The organism is Streptomyces sp. NPDC059010 (assembly GCF_042740355.1).
Lineage (GTDB): Bacteria > Actinomycetota > Actinomycetes > Streptomycetales > Streptomycetaceae > Streptomyces.
In genome coordinates, this window is the sequence record NZ_JBHYJA010000015.1 from 86760 (window position 1) to 111157 (window position 24398).

The 24398-nt window shown below is 70.9% G+C and carries 18 protein-coding genes; 5 read left to right on the top strand and 13 right to left on the bottom strand.

Features of this window, described 5'->3' with window-relative positions; all coding sequences use genetic code 11:
• Positions 1-49: 49 nt before the first annotated feature.
• The 8 genes from ACFWYS_RS18145 to ACFWYS_RS18180 all read right to left on the bottom strand — a co-directional run bounded on the left by ACFWYS_RS18145 (position 50) and on the right by ACFWYS_RS18180 (position 9734).
• Complete coding sequence (locus tag ACFWYS_RS18145) at positions 50-1360, bottom strand: cytochrome P450 (RefSeq protein WP_384769338.1); 1311 nt, start codon at positions 1358-1360, stop codon at positions 50-52.
• Positions 1357-3690, bottom strand: a complete 2334-nt coding sequence (locus ACFWYS_RS18150; RefSeq protein WP_384769340.1) for a hypothetical protein — start codon at positions 3688-3690, stop codon at positions 1357-1359. The genes ACFWYS_RS18145 and ACFWYS_RS18150 overlap by 4 nt, the downstream gene beginning before the upstream one ends.
• A gap of 42 nt (positions 3691-3732) precedes the next feature.
• The gene (locus ACFWYS_RS18155) at positions 3733-4722 is read right to left on the bottom strand and encodes a nucleoside triphosphate pyrophosphohydrolase (RefSeq protein WP_384769343.1); all 990 of its coding nucleotides are present in this window, start codon (positions 4720-4722) and stop codon (positions 3733-3735) included.
• Between the two features lie 130 nt (positions 4723-4852).
• On the bottom strand, positions 4853-5497 hold the full coding sequence (locus tag ACFWYS_RS18160; RefSeq protein ID WP_384769346.1) for a SurA N-terminal domain-containing protein: 645 nt from the start codon (positions 5495-5497) through the stop codon (positions 4853-4855).
• A gap of 221 nt (positions 5498-5718) precedes the next feature.
• Positions 5719-7212, bottom strand: coding sequence for a protein kinase (locus ACFWYS_RS18165; protein WP_384769652.1), 1494 nt, complete (start codon positions 7210-7212; stop codon positions 5719-5721).
• 38 nt (positions 7213-7250) lie between these two features.
• Positions 7251-7928: a hypothetical protein gene (locus ACFWYS_RS18170; protein ID WP_384769349.1), complete on the bottom strand. Its 678-nt coding sequence runs from the start codon at positions 7926-7928 to the stop codon at positions 7251-7253.
• A 242-nt stretch (positions 7929-8170) separates the two neighbouring features.
• Positions 8171-8914 (bottom strand): N-acetyltransferase, encoded by a 744-nt coding sequence (locus ACFWYS_RS18175; protein WP_384769352.1) that lies wholly within the window; start codon positions 8912-8914, stop codon positions 8171-8173.
• Between the two features lie 85 nt (positions 8915-8999).
• Complete coding sequence (locus ACFWYS_RS18180) at positions 9000-9734, bottom strand: HNH endonuclease family protein (protein WP_384769655.1); 735 nt, start codon at positions 9732-9734, stop codon at positions 9000-9002.
• 262 nt (positions 9735-9996) lie between these two features.
• Between ACFWYS_RS18180 and ACFWYS_RS18185 the strand changes: the two genes are divergently transcribed.
• Complete coding sequence (locus ACFWYS_RS18185; RefSeq protein ID WP_384769355.1) at positions 9997-10179, top strand: Rv0909 family putative TA system antitoxin; 183 nt, start codon at positions 9997-9999, stop codon at positions 10177-10179.
• Positions 10180-10329: 150 nt separating this feature from the next.
• On the opposite strand, the gene ACFWYS_RS18190 is transcribed toward ACFWYS_RS18185, so the two are convergent.
• Positions 10330-11214, bottom strand: a complete 885-nt coding sequence (locus ACFWYS_RS18190; protein WP_384769358.1) for a hypothetical protein — start codon at positions 11212-11214, stop codon at positions 10330-10332.
• Positions 11215-11341: 127 nt separating this feature from the next.
• On the opposite strand from ACFWYS_RS18190, the gene ACFWYS_RS18195 reads away from it, so the two are divergent.
• Positions 11342-11977 carry a TetR/AcrR family transcriptional regulator gene (locus ACFWYS_RS18195; RefSeq protein ID WP_384769361.1) on the top strand — a complete coding sequence of 212 codons (636 nt, stop codon included), beginning with the start codon at positions 11342-11344 and terminating at the stop codon, positions 11975-11977.
• A gap of 34 nt (positions 11978-12011) precedes the next feature.
• On the top strand, positions 12012-12422 hold the full coding sequence (locus ACFWYS_RS18200) for an SgcJ/EcaC family oxidoreductase (protein WP_384769364.1): 411 nt from the start codon (positions 12012-12014) through the stop codon (positions 12420-12422).
• Positions 12423-12519: 97 nt separating this feature from the next.
• On the opposite strand, the gene mfd is transcribed toward ACFWYS_RS18200, so the two are convergent.
• The gene (gene mfd, locus ACFWYS_RS18205) at positions 12520-16074 is read right to left on the bottom strand and encodes a transcription-repair coupling factor (RefSeq protein WP_384769368.1); all 3555 of its coding nucleotides are present in this window, start codon (positions 16072-16074) and stop codon (positions 12520-12522) included.
• 254 nt (positions 16075-16328) lie between these two features.
• On the opposite strand from mfd, the gene ACFWYS_RS18210 reads away from it, so the two are divergent.
• Positions 16329-17777 carry a DUF2079 domain-containing protein gene (locus tag ACFWYS_RS18210; RefSeq protein ID WP_384769371.1) on the top strand — a complete coding sequence of 483 codons (1449 nt, stop codon included), beginning with the start codon at positions 16329-16331 and terminating at the stop codon, positions 17775-17777.
• A gap of 72 nt (positions 17778-17849) precedes the next feature.
• Here the strand turns inward: ACFWYS_RS18210 and ACFWYS_RS18215 are convergent, their stop codons facing one another.
• Complete coding sequence (locus tag ACFWYS_RS18215; protein ID WP_384769374.1) at positions 17850-20444, bottom strand: ABC transporter permease; 2595 nt, start codon at positions 20442-20444, stop codon at positions 17850-17852.
• Positions 20441-21229, bottom strand: coding sequence for an ABC transporter ATP-binding protein (locus tag ACFWYS_RS18220; protein ID WP_384769377.1), 789 nt, complete (start codon positions 21227-21229; stop codon positions 20441-20443). The genes ACFWYS_RS18215 and ACFWYS_RS18220 overlap by 4 nt, the downstream gene beginning before the upstream one ends.
• A gap of 482 nt (positions 21230-21711) precedes the next feature.
• Here ACFWYS_RS18220 and ACFWYS_RS18225 point away from each other — a divergent pair, with 482 nt between their 5' ends.
• A complete protein-coding gene (locus ACFWYS_RS18225; RefSeq protein WP_384769380.1) occupies positions 21712-23328 on the top strand; it encodes an MFS transporter in 1617 nt (538 codons plus the stop codon).
• Between the two features lie 65 nt (positions 23329-23393).
• Here ACFWYS_RS18225 and ACFWYS_RS18230 read toward each other — a convergent pair whose 3' ends face one another.
• Complete coding sequence (locus ACFWYS_RS18230) at positions 23394-24347, bottom strand: endonuclease/exonuclease/phosphatase family protein (RefSeq protein ID WP_384769383.1); 954 nt, start codon at positions 24345-24347, stop codon at positions 23394-23396.
• Positions 24348-24398 lie beyond the last annotated feature (51 nt).

Sequence of the window (24398 nt, forward strand, 5' to 3'; positions counted from 1 at the left end):
TGAAGATCACAGACATGAGTGCGTGTCACGTTTGCCGGGGTGGACGCACTCACCCAACTGGGGTGAACTCCACCGGAAGGGTACGCAGTCCGCGCATGATGAGGCCGCCCCGCCATCGCAACTCGGCCGGATCCACGGCGAGTTCCAGATCCGGGAGCCGGGTGAGGAGCGTCGCCAGGGCGGTCTGGCCCTCCAGGCGGGCGAGCGGGGCGCCGAGGCAGTAGTGGATGCCGTGGCCGTAGCCGAGGTGCTGGTTGTCGCGCCGGCCGAGATCGAGGACGTCGGGGTCGGCGAACCGCTCCGGGTCCCGGTCGGCGGCGGCCAGCACGACGAGGACGGGGTCGCCGGCGGCGATGCGCTGCCCGCCGAGGGTGAGCGGTTCGGTGGCGAAGCGCCAGGTGGCCAGTTCGACGGGGCCGTCGTAGCGGAGGAGTTCCTCGATGCCGGTTTCGAGGAGGGCGGTGTCGGGGGCGGCGGTGTCGTGGGTGGCGGTGTCGTGAGGGGCCAGGGACTTCTGGAGGCGGGCGCGTTGCTCGGGGTGGGTGAGCAGGGCGTAGGTGCCGTTGCCGATGAGATTTACGGTCGTCTCAAATCCGGCAAACAGGAGGATAAAGGCCATGGCTGCGGCCTCGTTCTCCGTGAGGTGCTCCCCGTGGTCGGAGGCGCGGATCAGGCCGGAGATGAGGTCCTCGCCGGGGGTGGGCGTGTCGGGGAGTGCCTCGCGCTTGCGGTGGATGAGGTCGGCGAGATAGCCGCGCATCTTCTTCACCGACCGTGCGACGCCGCCCCGCGGGCCGCCCTGGTGCCGGATCATCATGCCCGCCCAGTCCCGGAAGTCGTCCTGGTCCTCGCGGGGGACGCCGAGCAGGTCACAGATGGCGTAGATGGGGAGCGGGAAGGCGAACTCGTGGATGAGATCGGCGCTCCCCCGCTGCGCGAACCCGTCGATGAGCTGGTCGGTGAGCTCCTGCACGCGGGGGGCGAACTCGGCGACGCGGCGCGGGGTGAAGGCCTTGGAGACGAGTCTGCGGAGCCGGGTGTGGTCCGGCGGATCGATGTTCAGCAGATGCGTCATCAACTCGGCCTTGCGCTCCCCGGGGATACCGGTCTTGCCCTTGGCGTGCGCGGGCTCGTCGTGGTGAGCCGGGTTCTTGGAGAGACGGCTGTCGGCGAGGGCCTGCTTGGCGTCTGCGTACCGGGTGACCAGCCAGGCTTCCACCCCGCTGGGGAGCCGCGTCCTGTGCACGGGGGCGTGCTCCCGGAGCCAGGCGTAGGCCGGGTAGGGGTCCGTGGCGAACTCCCAGGTGAAGAGTTCGGGGGCCGGGGGGGTGGGGGTCGGGGGGTGGGGCTGGTTGGTCACTCCTTGACGGTATCCGGAGGGCTGTCGGGGGCGGAGCCAGGTGGGGCGAGGAAGGTGTCGGGAAGGCTCGTCAGGCTCGCGGCCGCAGCTCTGCGCAGCCATTCCTCGCCTTCCTCGACCTTGCCCTGCTGCAGCAGCAGGTAACCGATATACCTCTCGACGCCGACGGCGCCTCCCTGGTGAGCCCGGAGGTACATCTCCATGGCCTCGTCAAGCTCACCTCGCTCTTCCAGGATCGTGCCGAGGCTGCGCGCCCCAGGCGCTGATCCGCCCTCTACCGCCCGCCGGTAGAGACGCTCCACCTCGGCACCGTCAGAGTGACTCTCCTTTCGGAGGCGGGCGGCCAGCATGGCTGCGGCACGCGCGTCTCCCCGTTCGGCCCCGTAGCGAAGCCAGGTATCAGCCCCGGGGTGTCCACCCAGGGCAAGCTGGATACCAATGCTCCCCGCCACCTCGTGTCGCCCCCCGGATGCGGCCAGCTGGTACCAACGCAGCGTCTCGCTCGGGCTGCGGCTCACCAGCAGGTCGCCCAGTTCGTGCGCCGCCGCTGCGTCACCGGCCTCGGCCGCCCTGCGCAACCAGTACTCGGCCCGGTCCCGCAACAGGCTGCCCAGCCGGGCCGCGGCCTTCTCGCTGCCCGACTCCGCCGCCCGCTCCAGGTAGGAGAGAGCCCGGTTCTCCTCCCCCCGCTCCCGCAGGATCTCCGCCAGCTCCACGGCCGCCCACGCATCCCCCGCCTCCGCCGCCCGCCGCAGCCAGACCTCACGCTCGTCGCCCTCGGTGCGCCGGGCGAATCCGAGTGCCACCGCCGGGTCGCCCGCCTCCACGCGGGAGGACAGCGCAGTGCGGGCCGCGTCGAGGACGGCGGGGAAATCGAGCGAGGTACCCGGATCCCGGGCCGCGTCGAGCAGCGTCCACCACACCTCGTCCGGCACCGGTTCCAGGTCGCCCGACCGCAGCGCCTCCGCGACCAGCGCCCCGTACGCCCGCCGGGTACCTTCCTCCGCACCCGCGACGAGCAGCCCCGAGGCCCCGAACATCGGCGCCGTCGCCCAGGCCAGAGCGTCCTCGAACGACTCCCGGTCCTCCGCCCGGTACTGCTCCTGGACCTTCCTGAGCAACTCGGTCGGCACCGCCGCCGTGACCCCGCAGCGGGCCAGATCGACCGCCGCCCGGACCAGTAACTGCCCACGCGGGTGCTCCAGTTGGGTACCCACGCGACGCCACTCGTCGTACAGGTGATGCCCGACGGCGAAGTACGAGGCCACACCCTCCCGGCCGCTCCACATGTACGCCGGATACGCGCGCGGATCGTCGAGCGCCGCCAGCCGTGCCAGCTCCGCGTCGCTCCACTCGCGCGCCAGCTCCACCGTGCGCGCCGCGGCCACGACCCGGTCGCCCGGCGTGGTCCCGGCCCGCCGCCGGTAGTACTCGTCGGGGCTCATCGTGGCGAGCACGACGGCCCCGAGATGGTTGAGCCGTCCCAGCAGCCGCAGATCCAGGCCGCCCGCGCCGAGATGGCCGGTCAGCTCGTCCAGCCAGACCACGTACGCGCCGGGGTCGCCCTGGAGCGCGGCGACCAAGGGGCGCAGGTCCTCCCCGGCGTCGGGGGCGTACAGGCGTCGCGGGCCCTTCAGCGAGCGCACCGCGCGCCACGCGGTGTACGACTTGCCCGCGCAGGGTTCGCCGAGGATCACCACCAGGCCGTGGCCGGTGAGCTTGGCCCGTAAGTCCTCGTCGCAGTCGCGCTTCACGTACGGCGGCACATCGGGCACCCCTGGCACGGGCCGGGTGGGGCGTACGCCGAACTCCAGCGCCCCCACCTGCAGGATCGGCCGCCAGTCCGCCGGCGCGGGCACGGCACCGTAGTGGTTGTGCTGCACGCCGACCACACGGTCGTGGAACGTGGACTCGCGGAAGTCGATGTGGTCACCGGCGACGTGGTGCGTGACGCCACCGGTCACCACATGGGCGTTGTCACCGGTCACGGCGACGCCGATGTCACCGCCCGCCGCGATGGAACGGGGTCCGGCAGCCGTGACACCGGAGGCGGGCCCGGGCGGTGCGGGTTCGTCGGTGCGCTCGGCCGCGACGGTCTGGAGGTCGGAGAACTCCTTGGGATGGTTTCTGCGCAGAGCCGCCAGCAACCTGACCCACTCACGGGCGAGCGTACTGTCCGGGACCGCCCCTCCCGGGGTCCGGAACCAGAGCTCCACCGCCCCGGGAACACCCGACTGATCCAGCGCCTCCGCGATCCGACGCGACGCATCCGGTGAGCTGCCCATCACACGCACCAGCGCGTCCCGCAGCTCCTCCAACTCCGTTGCCACACCGGCCCCCACGCCTCGCACCCACCCGTTGCCCCAACGGTACTAAGAGGACACCCCCTCAGCAGCCCGCACCGCATCCCGATAGGCCCGCGCGGCAACCCGCAGTGCGGCCTCCGGGTCCACCCCGGCCGCCTCCGCGCGGACCGCCATCGCGAGGAGCTCGTAGCCGATGCCCTCACCGGTGGGCAGCGGCACCTCCAGTCCCGCCGTGCGCACCCGTGACGCCAGCTTCGCCGCGAGGGCGAGTCCCGGCTGGCCCAGGGGTATGCCCTCCGTCACCGACTCGCGCTGCTTCTCGACGGCCTTGGTGCGCAGCCAGTGCTCCTTGACCTCCTCGGGGGTCGTCGCCGTCTCGTCGCCGAAGACGTGCGGATGGCGGTGGATGAGCTTGGCGACGATGCCGCCGGCCACGTCGTCGATGGAGAAGGGGGCGGCCCCGTCCTCGGCGCGGCCCTCCTCCGCGATACGGGCATGGAAGACGACCTGGAGCAGGACATCGCCGAGTTCCTCGCGCAGCTCGTCGCGGTCGCCGTCCTCGATCGCCTCGACGAGTTCGTACGCCTCCTCGATGCCGTACTTCGCCAGGCCCTTGTGGGTCTGCTGGGAGGACCACGGGCACTCGGTGCGGATGCGGTCCATGACCTGGACGAGGTCGAGGAGGCGGGCGCCGGGCAGGTCGTAGGAGGCGGGGAGGAGTTCCAGTTCCGGCATCCGGATGCGGCCGGTGCCGGCCAGACGGGCGAGGCCGTCGGTGAGGGCCGGCTCGCCCTCGCCGGTGGCCACGACCACGACCGTGCGGCCGCCGGTGCACGCGTCGATCAGGTCCTGGGCGGTCGGGGCGGCCTCGTCCACCGTTATCCCGGCCTCCCGCAGATAGGGCAGCTGCGGGTGTGCGCCGTCCGCGCAGAGCACACGGTCGGCCGCGTGCAGTGCCTGCCACGCGGGCCAGGACAGCAGGCCGGGCGCGACACGGTGGCTGGTGGTGAGCAGGACGATACGGCCGGGGGCGGCCTCGGGACTGGTTGCGTTCACGATCCGAACGTAACCCACGACGCCGACGACACCCCGAGTTATCCACAGGCCGGAGTGGGCTCCGCCCTTGTCCACGGGCCGGGGCCGGGCTCCGCCGCTATCCACAGGGGAGGCGGCTGCGCCCGTACCGTCACGCCGTCTGCTGAACCCCCGCCGCCGTCACCTCGCGCACCCACGGCGTCTGTGCGTCGGCCCGGCTGCTCTTCTGGACGTCCCAGGTGCCGTAGCGCGGGTTGAGGTCGATGTCGAGCTTCTTGGACGCCTCGGACAGGGCGTTCCAGAACGCGGGCTTGCCGGTGTCGGTGCCGAGCGTGGTGGCGAGTTTCTGGGCCTCCAGCTGAAGGCGGAGGTTCTCGTCCACGCGCTGCGGGGGGATGCCGTACTGCTGGAGCCAGGCGGCCTCCAGCGCCTTGGCGCCGCCGACCTGCTCCTCCAGGCCGCCTCGCATCCGCTGGAGCTCCTTGCGGCTGACGGTCACGCCCGCGTCCTGGGCGGCGCGGTGCAGCACCTGGTCGAGGACCATGGTGTGCAGCACGTCGCGCGGGAGGGTGCCGGACTTGGCGATGACCTGCGCGTACTGGGCGTCGTCCGGCACGGCCGCGCGCTGCGCCGCGCGCACCTCGCTCACCCGGTTCTCCAGCTGCGAGACGGTGATCCGCTCACCGCCGACGACGGCGGCCGCGCCAGGGTGCGCGTCGTTTCCGCAGGCGGTGAGGAGCGGGGCCGCGGCGATCGCGACGGAGAGGAGGAGCGCGGTGCGACGGCGGCGGTGCAAGGGGACCTCCCGAGGAGAGCTTGTGCGACGGTGCACAAAGTCTTGCGGTGATCGATGGTAGGCAGTGGGCAAGCTCTGGCCAACCCATTCGACCAACGATTCACCAGGACTTCGGGCACCGAACCTCGCCGAAGCACCCCCGGCCGGCCCACCCGGGCCGTTCGGCGGTGGTGGTGTGCGGAACTACGGCCTGTCGTTTGGATCAGCCGGCGTCGCGGGCCCTAGCCGCGCACCTGCCCCAGCCACTGCAGTGTCCGCCGCACCTCGGTCGCGAGCGGGTGGCCGGGGCCGCGCAGGCGCTCCACGTCGAGCAGCAGGCGGGCCAGGGTGTCGTGGGCGGCGGGGCGGTCGCCGACGGCGAGCAGGAGGTGGCCGATGCGGCGGCGGACGTCGTGGGCGAGCTCGGGGTCGCCGGACACGTACTGGTTCTCGTAGTACGGCAGCAGCGCGCGGTACTCGGTGAGCGCGGCCGCCGGTTCGCCGAGCTGTTCCAGGCACTGGGCGGCGTCGTAGCGGAAGCGCAGGGACTGGGGGTCGGCCTGGCCGGCCTCGGCCGCGCGTTCATCGGCGAGGCGGCGCAGTTCGGGGAGCGCGCGCCGGTACTGCCCGTCGTCCATCAGCGTGGCGGCGTACTGCTTGCGCAGGGTGCGCACGACCGGGGAGTGCTCGCCGTGCTGTTCGGCGGCGGCGGGCAGGATCGCGCCGAGGATGTCGACGGCCTGGGTGATACGCCCCTCGCCGAGCAGGCGCTTGACCTCGTCGACGGCACGGGCGACGTCCGGCTTCTCGTCGGCGGGTGTGACCGGGGTGGCGGGGACGGGCTGGGGCGCGGGGGTGCGGGCGCGGTCCGGCCAGGGGGCGTGGGGGCGCAGGAAGGGGCGGGTGGGATCGAGGGGCGCTCCGGTGGGCGTCCCGCGCGCGGGCAGGAGGAGCTCCAGGTCCTCGTAGACCTCCTGGGCGGAGGCGGGGCGGTGCTGCGGGTCCTTCGCGAGCAGGCGCAGGACCAGGGCTTCGAGTGCCTCGGGGACCTCGGGGCGGGTCCGGCGCACGGGCAGCGGGGGCTCGTACAGATGCCGGTGCAGCACACCGAGGGCCGTCGAGCCCGAGAACGGCACGTCTCCGCTGAGGAGTTCGTGCAGGAGTACGCCGAGTGCGTACAGGTCGGTGTACGGGCCGACCGCGCCGCCCATCGCCTGCTCAGGGGCCATGTAGGCGGGCGAGCCGATCGGGGTGCCGGTGTGGGTGAGGCGGGTGGTGTCGGCGTCCATGACGGAGGCGACGCCGAGGTCGAGGACGGTGACCGTGCCGTCCTGCTTCACCATCACGTTGCGCGGCTTGAGGTCGCGGTGGACGATCGGCACGGCGTGCACGGCGCTCAGTACGGCGCACAGCTGCGCGGCGACCGCGACCGCCCACTGCCACGGGTACGGGTTGCGCTCGGCGAGATGGTCGGAGAGGTCGGCGCCGTCGACGTACTGCATGACGAGGAACAGTTCCTCGCCCTCGCTGCCCGCGTCGTGCACCGTGACAAGCCCGGGGTGGTCGACCTGCGCGGTCACCCGGCACTCGCGCACGAAACGGCGGCGCAGCTCGTCCGCCTCCTGTCCGGCCACTTTGTCGGGGCGCAGCAGCTTCACCGCCACGCGCCGGTCGAGCCGCTGGTCGTACGCCGTCCAGACCTGTCCCATGCCGCCCTGTCCGATGAGCGTGGACAGTTCATAGCGGCCGGCGACGACTCGTCCTGTCGCCACGGTCACCTTCCGCCCTCGTGGTTGCCGTCCTGCCGGCCGTCGTGCTGGCGCAGGTAGTCACTGAGCTCGTCGAGCTCGGCACGCACCTGGTCGATACGGGCGGGCGCCGGGCGCTGCGGGGGCGGCGGTGCGGGGGTGTGGGGGGCGGCGTCGCGCGGTGCCGTCGACGGCGGTGCCGGGGTCTGCGGCACCGGTGTGTGGGGCATCGGCGTGTGCGGTATCGGGGTGTGGGGTATCGGCGGCGACTGCGGCACGGTCGTGGCGGTGTACGGCGACTGGGGCTGCGGATAGCCGTAGGCCGGGGCCGGGCCCCGCTGTGCGGGGTAGCCGGGGAAGCTGAGCTGGTGGAAGTGGCGTATGTCCGCGGCGAGGTAGTACGAGACCGAGAGCACGATGCCGCCCAGGAGGAGCGCGAAGCCCGTCCAGCCGCCGGCGGTGTGGATCTCGTCGCCGGGCTCGGAGCCCATCAGGTAGAAGCCGAGGAACTCCACCACGATCGACGCCGCGAACAGGCCCCAGTCGAGCGGCTTTCGGGTCACGATGGCCAGGCGGAGCATCATCGCCCACATCAGCAGGCCGAAGCTGCACACCGAGAGCACGACGAAGAGCACGCGCAGGAAGACCAGCAACCCCGTCGGCGGCGGCTGCTTCACCGGCTGCGTATAGCCGTGGCCTTGCATGGCTGCTCCTGATGCCTGAAGTGAGCGACGAGATCGACCGCCCCTGCCCGGTGCGCGGCAACCTCGCTCGTGCGATTGTCGGTTCGAGCGTATAGGTCGACACCGACATACGGTCACCGGTTGTACCGAACCGTTGTCGTGCTGATCACTCCGCACGACATCCCAGGTCGCGGAGGCTCCGCCTCCGGATCAGCGGGCGCGCCGGTCCCGTCCCTCAGGCCGACGTACGCCGCGGGGCCGGCTCACAGCGGGTGCCGCATCCACACATTGGGCTCGACGTACACCGCGTAGCCCCGCTCCGGCTCGCACCGCACCGGTACCAGCGCGCCGGGCACCTCGATGTCGCCCTGGGTGTCGAAGGGCAGGCCGGTCCAGTCGCGCCACTGGTCCAGTGAGCCGGCGACGGTCATGGAGGCCGGGGCGATGGAGTCGATGGTGGCGCCGGCGCGGGCGTGGACGCGCAGCCACGGGTCGTGGAGGAGGCCGTCGGGGCGTACGCGGTGGGCGTACTCCTCGATGGGGGTGTGCGGTTCGAGGTGCTTGGCGCTGGGGCGGACCGGGGCGACGACCTCGCTGAAGCCGTGGGCTCGGGCGTTGTCGCGCATCGCGGAGAGCATCCGGGCGGACAGGCCGGCGCCCTGGGCGTGCGGGGCGATGACTACGGAGATGGCGCTGACCGTGTCGGGGCGGACCCCGGCGCGCTGGTCGGCGAAGGCCCACACCAGCACCTCGTCCCAGCCCCGGGCGGGCAGCCGTCCGCGCCCCTCGGCAGCGAGGACGAACGGCACGCTGTAGGCATGGGCGACGACCTCACCCGTCTCGTCCTCGGCGAACAGCACGTACTCCGGGAGTTCACGGGCGATCCGGCCGTAGTGGGCGTTGCCCACGAGGTCCTGAACCATGAACTCCGGCCATGTGTCCGCCATGTCGACGACCCGCTCCAGCATCTCGGGACGCTCGGCGAGGCTCGATACCTTCAACTCCATGCGCGTCACCGTAGGCGCGGGCGACGGCGCCGGAAAGCCGTTTTCCACGCACCGCCCGACAGCCCGGCACGCCCCGGGGCGCCCGTCACCCGCCGCACTGGCCGAGCATCATCTCCTTGTCGGCAGCCGTCACCGGCAGTTCGTACTTCAGCGACACCTGGGCGAAGCGCACCGCGTACGAGCAGCGGATCTTCTTGTTCGGGGGGAGCCAGGACGCGGGGCCTGAGTCGCCCTTGGAGCTGTTGGTGGGACCGTCGACGGGTATGAGGTTCAGGGGGTCGTTGGCGATGTCCTGGCGTTTGCCCTTCGACCAGCGGGAGGCTCCCATCTGCCAGTCGTACGACAGCGGCATGACGTGGTCGATCTGTACGGTCGTGGCGCGGGACTTGGTCCAGTCGATCGTCCGGCCCGTGTACGGGTCGTCCAGCGTCATGGAGGCCACCACGCAGTCCGAGCCGGAGCGGAAACGGACGTCCTCGCCGTCGCGCTTCAGGAGGTCGTTGCGGGTGTCGCAGCCGTTGCGGGCGAACGGGATGCCGCCCGGAGCCGAGTCCATCCACGCGTAGCCGAACTTGTCCCGGTCGTAACCCGTCTTGGGGCCGCGTCCCTTCGTCGCCACCTTCTCGATGAGGGCCCGCCCCTCGGCCCGGTCGGCGTCCGAGGTGAGCGGTGCCAGTCCTGGTTTCGTGCCGTCGGGGTTGTCGAGTGGGCTCACCGCGCGGCCGGAGCCGGCGCCCGGGGCCGCGGAGCCGGAGGCCTCGTCGTCCACGGACAGGTCGACGTTCTCGCAGCCCGTCAGTACCAGCACCATGCCGAGCATCGCCGCGGCGCTCGCCGCCCCGCCCCTCAGACGCATCACTGTGCGCCCCTCCCCTGCTAGCCCGTTCCGCCCCGCACAGGCGGTCTTCCCTCGTACACCGTCGCGAACACGGTAGCGACCCGGCGCACGGCGGCATTCAAGAGGTTCGGACCGAGGGTTCAGACCGGAGGTACAGACCACAACGAGCCTGTCGCGCATACCTCGCAACCCGGGCGTATCGTCGGTGGGGAATCACCTCCGGGAGGAGCGGAAGGAGCTCTGCATGGGCATCTTCGACAGGTTCAAGAACCGGCATTCACAGGACAAGGCCAGGGACATGTCCGACGCCGCGGAACGCAAGGTCAACGAGAAGACGGGCAACAAGTACGAGCGCCAGGTCGACGACGCGCAGCAGCGGATGGAGCGCGGACTCGGCATGGACCGCGACAAGCCCGAGCAGCCATAGGACCTCAGACCCACGGAGGAGCACGACTCACAGTCGGGGTCACAGCCAAGCTTTCACTGAACCACCTTGCGAACAGAGGCCGTCCGCGGAGGCCCACCTCTTGCGGGCGGCTTCGCGCCGTCGGCAACCCTCAACCAGACAGGCCTCTCCTCACACCTTCCCGATCCCCAACGTCGTCTCCGAAGGCAGCAGACCGGAAGACAGCACCGCCACCCAGAACTCGCCCAGCAGTTCCACCAGGCGGTCGACCTCCTCAAGCGTCAGGGCCCGCCAGGGCGCGGCTGCGAGTCGGTCGGTGTGCTCCTCGACGGTGCGGCGCAGTTCGCGGCCCGCCTCCGTCGCCGTACCGTCGGCGGCGTCGACCAGACCACGGGCGGCCAGGCGGTCGCGGGCGGCCGTCCATTCCTCGGGGTTCCAGCCCCGGCTCTCGAAGCGTTCGACGGATGCGGCGCCTATCGCGGCGAAGGACACGAGCGATTCGACGGGGTCGAGGCCGGCCACCTGCAGGGCCGCTATGTGGCCGTCCCCGCGGTGCTCCCGCAGGACGGTCGCCGCATGCCAGAACTGGAGGTGCGGGGCCTGCGGCCAGTCCAGGGCGGCGTTGGCCGCGGCGAGCGGGCGGCCCGCGGTGTCGGCCGCCTCGGCGGCGCGGCGGGCGAGCGCCGCGGCTTCCGCCAACTCGGGGCTGTCCACCCGGTCACCGAATATCGCGCGGTACGCACGATCCATGCCCCTCACCCTCGCCCGCAACAGGGCCTCGGGGCTCGCGATCTTCCACGCGGGGCCGATGTGCTCGGCGACCATGCGCGGGCTGAAGCTGTAGAAGGCCGACGTGACCTGTTCCGCACCGACCGCCCCCAACGGCGCAGCCCGGTAGGGGAAGTAAGTCGGCCAGCGCTCCGCCGTGCCGTAACCGAGCGCGGCCGCCTCCTCGAAGACCTCCGGCGCGTAGTACAGCACCGCATGCAGCGGTTCCAGCAGGTGCCAGAGCTGACGTACCCGACCCGAATCCAGACCGCCTTCGTGCTTCACCATGACGCAACTCCCCCAGTTCGACATCACGAGACCCGAAGCCCGGGCCCGAGTCTCAGAACTTGACACCGACAAGATTGCCCGGCACCGCCGAACTTGTCAATGCCTAGATTCCGCGTACGCTGATGACATGGCCCCCGCACAACAACCGCCCGCCCAGAGGCAGCCGTCCGCCGCCCAGAAGCCGTCCTCCAGCCGCCCCTACCACCACGGCGACCTGCGCCGCGCCATCCTCACCGCGGCCCTGGACGTCATCGCCGCCGACGGCCCCTCCGCTCTCAGCCTGCGCGACCTCGCCCGCCGGGCAGGCGTCTCGCACGCGGCGCCGGCGCATCACTTCAAGGACCGCACCGGACTGCTCACGGCGATCGCCGCCGAAGGGTTCGGCCTGCTCGCGGGCACCCTCCACGAAGCCGGGGACCTCAAGGACGCGGGCGTCCGCTACGTCCGCTTCGCACGCGAGCACCCCGCCCACTTCCAGGTGATGTTCACACCCGAGCTGCTGCGCGCCGACGACCTCGAACTGACCACGGCCCGCGCCCTCGCCGGCGACGCACTGCGCGGCGCCGTCTCCGCCGTACGGCCCGAGGGCCTCGGCATCGACAGCCGCCTGGCCGGCGTTGCCGCCTGGTCCCTGGCCCACGGCTTCGCCACGCTGCTCCTCAGCCACAACCTCGACGGTCCCGTCGGCGACAAGGACCCCGAGGAGGTGTTCCGGGCACTGGCGGCGACGCTGTTCCGGAGCGAGCCCCGAGACGGGGCTTGACCTCAAGTCCGCTTGAGGTCCCAGAGTGATCCGCATGAACACCGAAGCGGAAAGCATCACCGGACAGGCGGACTTGAAGGCCATCGAGGACGTCGTCGCCACCGTCGAGAGCACCCAGCGCGCCAAGGACCCCGAGGGCTTCCTCGCCCTCTTCCACCCCGACGCGCTCTGGACCACCGGCCACGGCAAGGTCCTCATCGGCCTCGACGCGATCGCCGAGTTCACCCGCGCCGTACTGCCCGCCGCGACCTGGGACGGCGAGGTCACCTACGAGGTGGTGCACACGCAGTTCCTGCGGCCCGACGTGGCGGCCGTCAAGGTCCGGCAGGTCTACCACTCACCGCAGGGCGACACCGAGGGCGCCCCGCTGTACGTCATGACCAGGCAGGACGACGGACGGTGGCTGCTGCACGCCTGCCAGAACACCGAGGTGCGGGCCGACTAGAAAGCCCGACCAGAAACGACCGGCACCACAGAAACGGCTGACACCACAGAAGCCGCAGGAGCCGCGGGCACCGCAGGCCCCGCAGAGCCCGCCGACCTCACGACCCCAGAATCGACGCCAGGAACTCCCCGACCCACCCGAGCAGCTCCCGCCCGACCAACGGCTTCCCGCCCACCTTCGCCGTCTTCGGACGCGGCACCAGCACCTGATGCACCGCCGGCTTGATGACGGTGCCCGGGTACAGCCGCTTGACCCTCAGCTCCTGGGACTCACGCAACTCCACCGGCGCGAAGCGGATGTTGTTGCCCTGCAGGACGATCTCGCCGACGCCACACGCGCGTGCCAGCATCCGCAGACCCGCCACCAGGAGGAGGTTCTCCACCGGCTCGGGCAACTTGCCGTAGCGGTCGGTGAGTTCCTCTCGTACGGCCTTGATGTCCTCCTCCGTGTTGGCGGAGGCGATGGAGCGGTAGGCCTGCAGCCTGAGCCGCTCGCCCGGCGCGTAGTCGTGCGGGACATGGGCGTCCACCGGGAGCTCGATCTTGACCTCAAGGGGCGGCTCCTCCTCGACCCCGCCCTCCAGCGAGGCCCGGTAGTCCGCGACCGCCTCGCCGACCATCCGGACGTACAGGTCGAAGCCGACGCCCGCGATATGGCCGGACTGCTCGCCGCCCAGCAGGTTGCCGGCGCCCCGGATCTCCAGGTCCTTCATGGCGACGTACATGCCCGCGCCCATCTCCGTGTGCTGGGCGATGGTGGCGAGGCGCTCGTGGGCGGTCTCGGTGAGCGGCTTCTCCGGCGGGTACAGGAAGTAGGCGTATCCGCGCTCCCTTCCCCGCCCCACCCGGCCGCGCAGCTGGTGCAGCTGGGACAGGCCGAAGTTGTCGCCGCGCTCCACGATCAGGGTGTTGGCGTTGGAGATGTCGATGCCGGACTCGACGATCGTGGTCGACACCAGGACGTCGAACTTCTTCTCCCAGAAGTCGACGACGACCTGTTCCAGGGCCTGTTCCGACATCTGACCGTGCGCCGTGGCGATGCGCGCCTCGGGGACGATCTCGCGCAGGCGGGCGGCCGCGCGGTCGATGGACTCGACCCGGTTGTGGATGTAGAAGACCTGGCCCTCGCGCAGCAGTTCGCGGCGGATCGCGGCGCCGATCTGCTTCTCCTCGTACGGGCCGACGAAGGTCAGGACCGGGTGGCGCTCCTCGGGCGGAGTGGTGATCGTCGACATCTCGCGGATGCCGGTGACCGCCATCTCCAGGGTTCTGGGGATCGGGGTCGCGGACATCGTCAGCACGTCGACGTTCGCGCGCAGCTTCTTCAGCTGTTCCTTGTGCTCGACGCCGAAGCGCTGCTCCTCGTCCACGATGACCAGGCCCAGGTCCTTGAACTTGGTCTCGGACGAGAACAGCCGGTGCGTGCCGATGACGATGTCGACCGAGCCCTCGCGCAGGCCCTCCAGGGCGGCCTTCGCCTCGGTGTCGGTCTGGAAGCGGGACAGGGCGCGCACATTGACCGGGAACTGCGAGTAGCGCTCGGAGAACGTCCCGAAGTGCTGCTGCACCAGCAGGGTCGTGGGGACCAGTACGGCCACCTGCTTGCCGTCCTGGACGGCCTTGAAGGCGGCGCGGACCGCGATCTCCGTCTTGCCGTAGCCGACGTCGCCGCAGATCAGACGGTCCATCGGGACCGACTTCTCCATGTCCTCCTTGACCTCGGCGATGGTCGTCAGCTGGTCGGGCGTCTCGGCGTACGGGAAGGCGTCCTCCAGCTCGCGCTGCCAGGGAGTGTCCCCGCCGAAGGCGTGCCCGGGCGCCGCCATACGCGCGCTGTAGAGCTTGATCAGGTCGGCGGCGATCTCCTTGACGGCCTTCTTGGCCCGCGCCTTGGTCTTCGTCCAGTCGGCGCCGCCCAGGCGGTGCAGAGTGGGCGCCTCGCCGCCGACGTACTTGGTGATCTGCTCCAGCTGGTCGGTGGGGATGTAGAGCCGGTCGCCGGGCTGGCCGCGCTTGGCGGGGGCGTACTCGACGACGAGGTACTCGCGCGTGGCGCCCTGTACGGTCCGCTGCACCATCTCGATGTAGCGGCCCACACCGTGCTGCTCGTGGACGATGTAGTCGCCGGTCTCCAGGCTGAGCGGGTCGATGGTCTTGCGGCGGCGGGCCGGCATGCGGGCGCCGTCCTTGCCGGCCGCCTTCTGTCCGGACAGGTCGGTCTCGGTCAGGACGGCCAGCTTGAGCACCGGGTCCACGAAGCCGTAGTCGATCGATCCGCAGGCGACATGGACGACAGACGGGGAGATCTCCCCCAGGTCCGCCTCCAGGCGCGCCGCGACGCCCTCACCGCCGAGCACTTCGACCGTGCGGGCCGCCGGGCCGTGGGCCTCGGTCACGAAGACCGTGCGCCAGCCGTCGGCGAGCCAGCCCTTGGTGTCGGCGAGCGCCTTCGCGGTGTCACCGCGGTACGACTCGGGCGCGTGCATGCCGAGCTTCAGGGTGTCCCCCGCCGCGTCAGCGGCAAATGTCTCCGTGAGCTCGTCGTCGGCCGCGAAGGGCGAGACCGACCACCACATCATGTCCAGCTCGCGCGCGCGGTCGCGTACGTCCGCGATGGACCACAGGGAGGCCGCGCCGACGTCGATGGGCGCCTCGCCGCCGCCGGCCGTGGCGGCCCAGGACGCCTGCAGGAACTCCTGACTGGTCGCCACGAGATCGCTGGCACGCGTGCGTACCCGTTCCGGATCGCATACGACGGCCATGGCGCCCTTGGGCAGGACGTCGAGCAGCAGCTCCATGTCGTCGACCAGCACCGGCGCCAGGGACTCCATGCCCTCGACCGCGATGCCCTCGGCGATCTTGCCGAGCAGTTCGCCCAGCTCCGGGTGCTGCTCGGCGAGGGCACGCGCGCGTGCGCGCACCTCGTCGGTGAGGAGGAGTTCACGGCAGGGCGGGGCCCACAGGCCGTGCTCGGCGACTTCGAGGGAGCGCTGGTCGGCGACCTTGAAGTAGCGGATCTCCTCTACGTCGTCGCCCCAGAACTCGATGCGCAGGGGGTGTTCCTCGGTGGGCGGGAACATGTCCAGGATGCCGCCTCGTACGGCGAACTCGCCGCGCTTCTCGACGAGCTCCACGCGCGCGTACGCGGCGGCCGCGAGGGCGTCCACGATCGCGTTCAGGTCGGCGGTCTGGCCGGTCTTCAGAGCCACCGGTTCGAGGTCGCCGAGACCCTTGACCTGGGGCTGGAGGACCGAGCGGACGGGTGCCACGACGACCGAGACCGGGCCCGTCTCGGGGTCGTCCGTACGAGGGTGGGCGAGCCGGCGGAGCACCGCGAGGCGGCGGCCGACGGTGTCGCTGCGGGGGCTGAGGCGCTCGTGCGGAAGGGTCTCCCAGGACGGGTACTCCACGACGCCCTCCGCGGGGAGGAGGGAGCGCAGGGCTGCCGCCAGGTCCTCGGCCTCCCGCCCCGTCGCCGTCACCGCGAGGAGCGGACGGTCGGTCTCACGGGCCAGGGCGGCGATCGTGAACGGACGGGCCGCCGGGGGGCCGACCAGGTCGACGTGCATGCGGTTGCCGTCTGCGGCCGCCGTGATCGCTTCCGCGAGGGCGGTGTCCTTGACTACGGCGTCGAGCAGACCGTGCAGGCTCATTCGGGGGCGCTTCCGTCCGGGGTGGGCAACACGAAGGGCCCGACGCGGGTAACGGGCCGGGGTCTTCCAGCGTACGTCGCTGCGCGGGCGGGCGCGGGGCCTGTGGATAACGCCGGTTCTCTGCTGTATGGCGCCCGGACCGCGCTGTATGGCGTCGGTACCGCGCTGTATGGCGGTGGTACGGCGTCCCGGGTCCGGGACGAAGTCCCCCCTGCGAGTCAAGGCCACGGATGTACACCGCGTAAGGTCCCCTCATGCCCACCTCCGCCACGTCCACGACCAAGGACACCTCCACGGAGCCCCATATACCGGCGCAGGACACGTCCCGCTCCTCGGGAACCGAGCGGCCCGACGGTGGCCGGCGTGATCCATGGCTGCTGGCCGCGGCGCTGTTCGTCGGGTACGCGATCGTCTCCGTGGGGCGGTACCGGCATCTGGGCCAGAAGTCGTGGGATCTCGGCATATTCGAGCAGGTCATACGGGCCTACGCGCATCTCCAGGCGCCCATCGCCGATCTAAAGGGCCCCGGGTTCAACATCCTGGGCGATCACTTCAGCCCGGTCACCGTCCTCCTCGCGCCCCTGTACCGGGTCTTCCCCTCGCCCGTCACCCTCCTCGTCGCCCAGGCCGCGCTCTTCGCCCTGTCCGCCGTGCCCGTCGCCCGTGCCGCCGCCCGGCTGCTCGGGCGGGCGCGCGGGCTGGCGCTCGGTGTCGCGTACGGGCTGTCCTGGGGGTTGCAGCAGGCCGTCGACTTCGACTTCCACGAGATCTGTTTCGCCGTACCGCTCATCGCCTTCAGCCTTGAGGCGCTGCTCGCCCGGCGCTGGCGTGCGGCTCTGCTCTGGGCGCTTCCCCTCGTCCTCGTGAAGGAGGACCTGGGGATGACGCTGGCCGCCATCGCCGTGGTCGTCGCCCTGCGCGCACGCGGTGACTCCCCGCGCGCTGCCCGGTACGCGACCGGCGTCGCCGTCCTCGGCGTGGTGGCGGTCGCCGCCACCCTCCTGCTGGTCATACCGAGCTTCAACAGCGCCGGCACCTATGACTACTGGAACAAGGTCAACGAGTCGGGGGGCGGCGGGCCGCTCGACGGGCTCGACACCAAGCTCCGCACGGTCGGGTGGCTGCTGATCCCCACGACCGGACTGCTCGCCCTGCGGTCCCCGCTCCTCCTCGTCGCCCTGCCCACCATCGGCTGGCGTTTCGTCTCCTCCTATCCGCAGTACTGGGGCATCGACTGGCACTACAGCGCCGTCCTGATGCCCGTCGTGTCCCTCGCTCTCGTCGACGCTCTCGACCGCACCCGCGACAGCACACGCGCGTGGCTGCGTTCCTACGCCCAGCACCTGCCCGCCGCCGTCACCGCCGCCTCCCTCGCGCTCACGACCTCGCTGCCGCTGGCCTCGCTGGCCGAGAGCGAGATCTATCGCAAGCCCGCGCGCGTGACCGCGATCGAACGACTGCTGGCCGAGATTCCGGACGGCGCCTCCGTCGAGGCGAACATCGCGCCGATCAGCCGGCTCACCTCACGTTGCCGCGTCTTCTGGATCACCACTACGCGCGGCATCAACCCCGACTTCATCGCCCTCGACAACTCCCGCAAGCGCTACCGCGACGTCGAGGCCTACGCCGCCTCCCTCCACCCCGAGGCCCGGTACACCGTCGAGGGCAACGTCTACGGAGTCGTACTCCTCAAGCGGCGGTGACGGCCTTGGGCCCGGTCCGGAAGGCAATCCCTCCGGACCGGGCCCGTCCCCCGCAACCCCCGTGTGCGGTGGCTATTCGGTCGCTATCGCGTTCAGTACGTTCATCCGGCCCGCCCTGAACGCCGGGACCAGCGCCGCGAACAGTCCCACGAACGCCGAACCGATGAAGACCCCGATGATCGTCGGCCACGGGATGTCCAGGACGTTCAGGCCCTCCAGGGCCAGGAGCCGCTGGGCCGTCGCGCCCCAGCCCATTCCCAGACCCAGGCCGAGCAGGGCGCCGAACAGGGCGATCACCACCGACTCCATGCGGATCATGCGGCGCAGCTGGCGGCGGGAGAGGCCGATCGCGCGCATCAGGCCGATCTCCCTCGTCCGCTCGACCACCGACAGGGCCAGGGTGTTCACGACGCCCAGGACCGCCACGATGATCGCCAGGGCCAGCAGGCCGTAGATCATGTTCAGGAGCTGGCCCATCTGGTCCTTGAGCTCCTCCTTGTAGTCGGTCTGGTCGCGGACCGGGTACTGCGGGTAGTCGTGCAGCGACTTCTTCAGGGCCGCGTACGCCGCCGTCTCCTGGCCGTCCTTCGCCTTGCCGAGCAGCATGTCGCTCTGCGGGATCCGGTCGGCGGGGAGGTACTTCTGCAGCGTCTCGATGCTGATGTAGCGCGCGCCCTGGTCGAAGGAGGTGTCGTCGTCCGTGACGGCCGCGACCTTCAGCTTCGCCGTCTCGCCGCCCTTGAAGGCGACGGAGATGGTGTCACCGACGTGCACGCCGTGCTTGGTGGCGTAGTCGGAGCCGACCGACATGGCGTCCTTGCCGTAGGCGGCGGACAGGGTGCCCTCCGTCGTCTTGCGGCGCAGGTCCTCGGCGTACGTCGGGTCGGCGGCCGTGAGCCCCGTGTCGTCGGCCTTGCCGTCCGGCGAGGTCAGCGTCGCCTTGATGTCCTTGGAGCGGCTGACGTGCTCCAGGCCCGGCGTCTGCCGCATCGCCTTCTCGGCGTCCGGGACGATCCCCTGCTGACCGCGCATGACGATGAAGTCCGCGCCCACCGACTTGTCCAGCTCGCTCGTCGCCGAGGCGACCATCGAGGAGCCGACCACCGACAGACAGGCCACCAGTGCGAGGCCGATCATCAGGGCGGCGCCCGTGGCGCCGGTGCGGCGCGGGTTGCGCAGGGCGTTGCGTTCCGCCATGCGGCCGACCGGGCCGAAGGCCCGCAGCAGGACCGCGCTGATCACCCGGACCACGCCGCCCGCGAGCAGCGGGCCGATGATCACGAAGCCGATCAGGGACAGCACCACGCCGCCGCCCAGCATCAGCGCGCCGTCGCTCGCCTTGTCGGCCGTGGCGGCCGTGTAGAGGGCGAAGGCGCCCGCGCCCGTCAGGACGAGTCCGATCAGACCGCGGATCCAGCCGGCCTTGCCGTCGGCCGGTGTTCCGGCGTCGCGCAGGGCGGCCATCGGGGAGACCTTGCCGGCGCGGCGGGCGGGCAGGTAGGCCGCCAGCACCGTCACCACGACGCCGAGGATCAGGCCGACCACGGGGGTCGTCACCTTCACCGTGAGGTCGTCGGTGGAGAGGTTCATGCCGGCCATCGACATCAGCTTCATCAGGCCGACGGCGATACCGACACCGGCGCCCACGCCCAGCACCGATCCGACGAAGCCGAGCAGCAGTGCCTCTATCAGCACGGAACGGTTGACCTGGCGGCGCGAGGAACCGATCGCCCGCATCAGACCGATCTCGCGGGTGCGCTGGGCGACCAGCATCGAGAAGGTGTTGATGATCAGGAAGATGCCGACCAGGAACGCGATCCCGGCGAAGCCGAGCATGGCGTACTTGATGATGTCCATGAACTCGCCGACGTCCTTGCGGTTCTCGTCGGCGGTCTCCTTGGCCGTCTGGATCTTGTACGCCGCGTTGGACGCCCCGCTGGACGCGCCGTCCAGTGCCTCGGCGACGTTCCGCTTCAGCTGCGCGTCGCTCACGCCGGCCGCCGCCGTGACGGCGACCTGGGTGAAGCGGCCGGTGGCGCCGAGCAGGGTGCGCTGGGCGGTCTCGGTGTCGAAGTAGACGACGGCCGCGCCCGGGTTGGTCACCTTCCAGGAGGCGATGCCGACGATCCGCGCGCGGATGTCGCCGGTGGCGGCGATGGTGCGCAGTTCGTCGCCGAGCTTGAGGTCGTGCTTGTCGGCGGTGTCCGCGTCGACCATGACCTCGGTGGGCCCGCGCGGGGCGTGCCCGGAGGTGATCTCCATAGACTTCAGGTCGTTGCGGGTCCAGTTGCCGGCGAAGGTGGGCGCGCCGTTGGAGGAACCCATGTTCTTGTTCTCGGAGTTGACGACCGTGACGTTCGTCGAACCGACCGCGCCTTCCGCCTTCTTGACGCCGTCGACGGCCGCGACCTGCTCGACGGTGGAGGCGGGCAGCGAGACCGGCCGGCCCGTACCGGCGCCGTCGTCCTCGTCCTCGGCGCCCTTCGGGCTGACGGTGACGTCGGAGGAGGTGACGGCGAAGAGCTTGTCGAAGGTGGTGTTCATCGTGTCCGTGAACACGAGCGTGCCGCACACGAAGGCCACCGACAGCAGCACCGCCACGGCCGACAGGGCCATCCGCCCCTTGTGCGCGAAGAAGTTGCGCATCGAGGTCTTCAGGACGGTCATGACGTACGCCCCCGCGCGTCGAAGTCCTTCATGCGGTCCAGGACGGTGTCGGCGGTCGGCTTGTACATCTCGTCGACTATGCGGCCGTCGGCGAGGTACAGCACACGGTCCGCGTACGAGGCGGCGACGGGGTCGTGGGTGACCATCACGATGGTCTGCCCGAGCTCGTCCACCGACCTGCGCAGGAAGCTCAGTACCTCGGCGCCCGCGCGCGAGTCGAGGTTTCCGGTCGGCTCGTCACCGAAGATGATCTCCGGACGGGCGGCCAGGGCACGGGCGACGGCGACGCGCTGCTGCTGACCGCCGGAGAGCTGGGTGGGCCGGTGCTTGAGTCGGTCGGAAAGTCCAACTGTGTCGACCACGCGCGCGAGCCACTGCTTGTCGGGCTTGCGGCCGGCGATGTCCATGGGCAGCGTGATGTTCTCCAGGGCGTTGAGCGTCGGCAGCAGGTTGAACGCCTGGAAGATGAAGCCGATCCGGTCCCGGCGCAGTTGCGTGAGCTTCTTGTCCTTCAGGCCGGTGATCTCGGTCTCGTCGAGATAGATCTGCCCGCTGGTGACGGTGTCGAGCCCGGCGAGGCAGTGCATCAGGGTGGACTTGCCGGACCCCGAGGGGCCCATGATCGCGGTGAACTGCCCACGCGCGATGTCCACGTCGACATGGTCGAGAGCGACGACCCGGGTCTCCCCCGACCCGTACGCCTTGACGACCTGCCGCGCCCGCGCGGCAACGGCCGTACGCCCTCCAGTGCCCCCGTGCCTGGGAATGGTCACAGCCGATGTCACGGTATGTCTCCTATTTCGATCAATGAATGAATCGGGTGGTCCAACAGGTGGATCCGTCGTTCAGCGGGTGAATCACGAGAACTGATACGACGGTCAGTCTCGCGGCGGGAGAGGGGCCGGCGCGCTGGTGCTCAGCCCCGTCTTGTGCGGGGGAAAACCCCACCCCCGCGGGTTCGGTCAGCCGCCCCCCAGCGGCGTACAGCCAGGCTAAGGACGAGCCGGGTCATGTCTCATCCTCCGCCGGTACGAAGCCTCCCCGAGCCCTAGTACGGAGGTACCCCTAAGGGCTGTCCTCCCTCCGGTGGAGGACTTCTAGGGGTTGTCTCCCCCGTCGGACGCATCCAGGCTCCACCCTCCCGCGACGTGAGGGTCAAGTGGGAAGCTGTTCGCGGCAGATAGATGCACGGGGAAACCAATACGGGGATACCGGCACGGAAAACGACACGGGACACCAACACGGGAAATCGAGGGGAAGGAACCCGGTGGGCAGTACGACACCCGCGATACGCGACACCGCACAGCACACCGGATCAGAGAAGCGAGCAGCCGTGGTCGCGGCCCTGATGCTCGCGATGGCGCTGGCGGCACTCGACTCCACCATCGTCTCCACGGCCGTACCGCAGATCGTCGGTGACCTGGGCGGCTTCTCGGTCTTCTCCTGGCTGTTCTCCGGCTACCTGCTGGCCGTGACCGTGACCCTCCCGGTCTACGGCAGGCTCTCCGACACCTTCGGCCGCAAGCCGGTGCTGATCGCGGGCGCGGCGTTGTTCCTGCTGGGCTCGCTGCTGTGCGCGGTGGCCTGGAACATGGCGGCGCTGATCGCGTTCCGGATCGTGCAGGGGCTGGGCGGCGGGGCCCTCCAGGGCACCGTCCAGACCCTGGCCGCCGATCTGTACCCGCTCAAGGAACGCCCGAAGATCCAGGCCAAGTTGTCCACGGTGTGGGCGGTTTCGGCGGTCGCCGGCCCGGGGCTGGGCGGGGTCCTGGCCGCGTACGCCGACTGGCGCTGGATCTTCCTCATCAACCTGCCGATCGGGGCGGTGGCGCTGTGGCTGATCGTGCGTCATCTGCACGAGCCGGGGCGGGAAACCGACAGGGACGCGAGCGCCGCGGACACCGCGGACACGACGGGTACGCGTACGCGTGCCCGTGTCGACTGGGCGGGCGCGCTGGCGGTGTTCGCCTGCGGGGGCGTGCTGCTGACGGCGCTGGTGCAGGGCGGGGTGGCGTGGCCGTGGCTGTCGGTGCCGTCGATCGCGCTGTTCGGTACGGGACTTGCGCTCGCGGCGGTCGTGGTGGCCGTGGAGCGCCGGGCGGCCGACCCGATCATCCCGGGCTGGGTGTGGCGCCGCCGGACGATCGCGGCGGTGAACCTGGCGCTGGGCGCGCTGGGTCTGCTGATGGTGGCGCCCGCGGTCTTCCTCCCCACGTACGCCCAGTCGGTGCTCGGCCTGGCCCCGGTGGCGGCCGGATTCGTGCTGTCCGTCTGGACGTTGAGCTGGCCGGTGTCGGCCGCGCTGAGTCAGCACGTGTACCGAAGGATCGGGTTCCGGAACACCGCCATGCTGGGCATCGGGTCGGCCTCGCTGATCCTGCTGGCGTTTCCCTTCCTGCCGTATCCCGGGGCGGCCTGGCAGCCGGCGTTGCTGATGCTGTTGCTGGGGGCGGCGCTGGGGCTGTTCCAACTGCCGCTGATCGTGGGCGTGCAGTCGACGGTGGGCTGGTCGGAGCGGGGGACCGCGACGGCGTCGGTGCTGTTCTGCCGTCAGACAGGGCAGACGGTGGGCGCCGCCGTCTTCGGCGCGGTGGCGAACGGCGTGCTGGCGGCGCGGCTCGGCGGCGCGAACGACCTGGACTCGGTGACGCGGGCACTGGATTCCGGCGGTACGGCACCGGAGGCCACGCGGCGTGCCATCGCCGACGCGGTGCACGCCGTGTATCTGGGCGCGTCGTGCGCGGCGGCGCTGGCCTTCCTGGTGCTGTTGCTGCTGGCGCCGAGGCGGTTCCCGGTACTCACGGACGAGGCCCTTGCCGTCAAAGAAGACGCCCTCAAGGAAGACGCCCTCAAGGAAGGCGCTCTCAAGGAGGACGGAAGCTGACTGCGAGCACTCCGGTCGCGGCGGCACACGCGTGTGCCGCCCAGGTCGCGGCACACGCGTGTGCCTCAGTCCAGCGTGAGGCGCGCGGCGACCGGCAGATGGTCGCTGCCGGTGGCGGGCAGCGTGCGGATGTGGCCGACCGTCGCCTCGCGGGCCATGACCTGGTCGATCCGGGCCAACGGCAGGGCGGCCGGGAAGCTGAACGCGAAGCCCCGCTCCGCCACGTTCATCCGTGAGGTCAGCGGGTCCAGCCCACGGTCGTCGACCGTGCCGTTGAGGTCGCCGAGCAGGATCACCGTTCCCAGTTTCTCGACGGCGACGGCCTCGCCCAGCAGGCCTGCGCTCTCGTCGCGCCAGGAGGACGCGAGGCCGCTCGCCCGCACCCGGACCGAGGGCAGGTGCGCGACATACGCCGCGAGGTCGCCGTACGGCGTGTCGACCTCGGCCCGCAACCCACGGCTCCAGGCCTCCGCGATCCCCCGGGGCTTGATGTCCACCGGCCGAGCACCGGTGAGCGGATGCTTCGACCACAGCCCGACGGTGCCGCGGACCTCGTGGTACGGGAACTCCGGAGCGAGCGCCTTCTCGTACTCCGGCAGCGCCGACGGCACCAACTCCTCCAGCGCGATGAGATCGGGCTCGGCGTCGGCCAGGGCGCGGGCCGTGCCCGCCGGGTCGGTGTTCTCGTCGCTGACGTTGTGCTGCACCACGACCAGGTCACGCGCGCGTGGCTGCGGCTCGGGCAGAAGCAGCCCGCCGAAGTCGTACGTCCAGACCGCCACCGGCATGAGCAGGGCCAGGAGTGCGAGCGCCGAGCGGTGCAGCAGGGCCGACCCCAGCAGCGCTACGACCACCAGGCCGAGCCACGGCAGGAAGGCTTCCACCAGGCTCCCCACCCGCCCCACGGCGTTGGGCACCACCCGGTGGAACGCCAGCAGCCCGGCCGTCAGCACGGCGAGCGCGGCGAGCACCCGCCCCCGTGCCCACCAGGGCGCTACCGCTCTCACCGTCGACGTCACGCCTGCCAAGACGATCTGCCGGGTAAATCGGTTCGGATGGGCACGTCCGTG

Coding starts and splice junctions, on each gene's coding strand:
- ACFWYS_RS18170 (WP_384769349.1), bottom strand. CDS start 7,928: ATGCAAGGCCACGGCTATACGCAGCCGGTGAAGCAGCCGCCGCCGACG.
- ACFWYS_RS18175 (WP_384769352.1), bottom strand. CDS start 8,914: ATGGAGTTGAAGGTATCGAGCCTCGCCGAGCGTCCCGAGATGCTGGAG.
- ACFWYS_RS18180 (WP_384769655.1), bottom strand. CDS start 9,734: ATGCTCGGCATGGTGCTGGTACTGACGGGCTGCGAGAACGTCGACCTG.
- ACFWYS_RS18185 (WP_384769355.1), top strand. CDS start 9,997: ATGGGCATCTTCGACAGGTTCAAGAACCGGCATTCACAGGACAAGGCC.
- ACFWYS_RS18190 (WP_384769358.1), bottom strand. CDS start 11,214: ATGGTGAAGCACGAAGGCGGTCTGGATTCGGGTCGGGTACGTCAGCTC.
- ACFWYS_RS18195 (WP_384769361.1), top strand. CDS start 11,342: ATGGCCCCCGCACAACAACCGCCCGCCCAGAGGCAGCCGTCCGCCGCC.
- ACFWYS_RS18200 (WP_384769364.1), top strand. CDS start 12,012: ATGAACACCGAAGCGGAAAGCATCACCGGACAGGCGGACTTGAAGGCC.
- mfd (WP_384769368.1), bottom strand. CDS start 16,074: ATGAGCCTGCACGGTCTGCTCGACGCCGTAGTCAAGGACACCGCCCTC.
- ACFWYS_RS18210 (WP_384769371.1), top strand. CDS start 16,329: ATGCCCACCTCCGCCACGTCCACGACCAAGGACACCTCCACGGAGCCC.
- ACFWYS_RS18215 (WP_384769374.1), bottom strand. CDS start 20,444: ATGACCGTCCTGAAGACCTCGATGCGCAACTTCTTCGCGCACAAGGGG.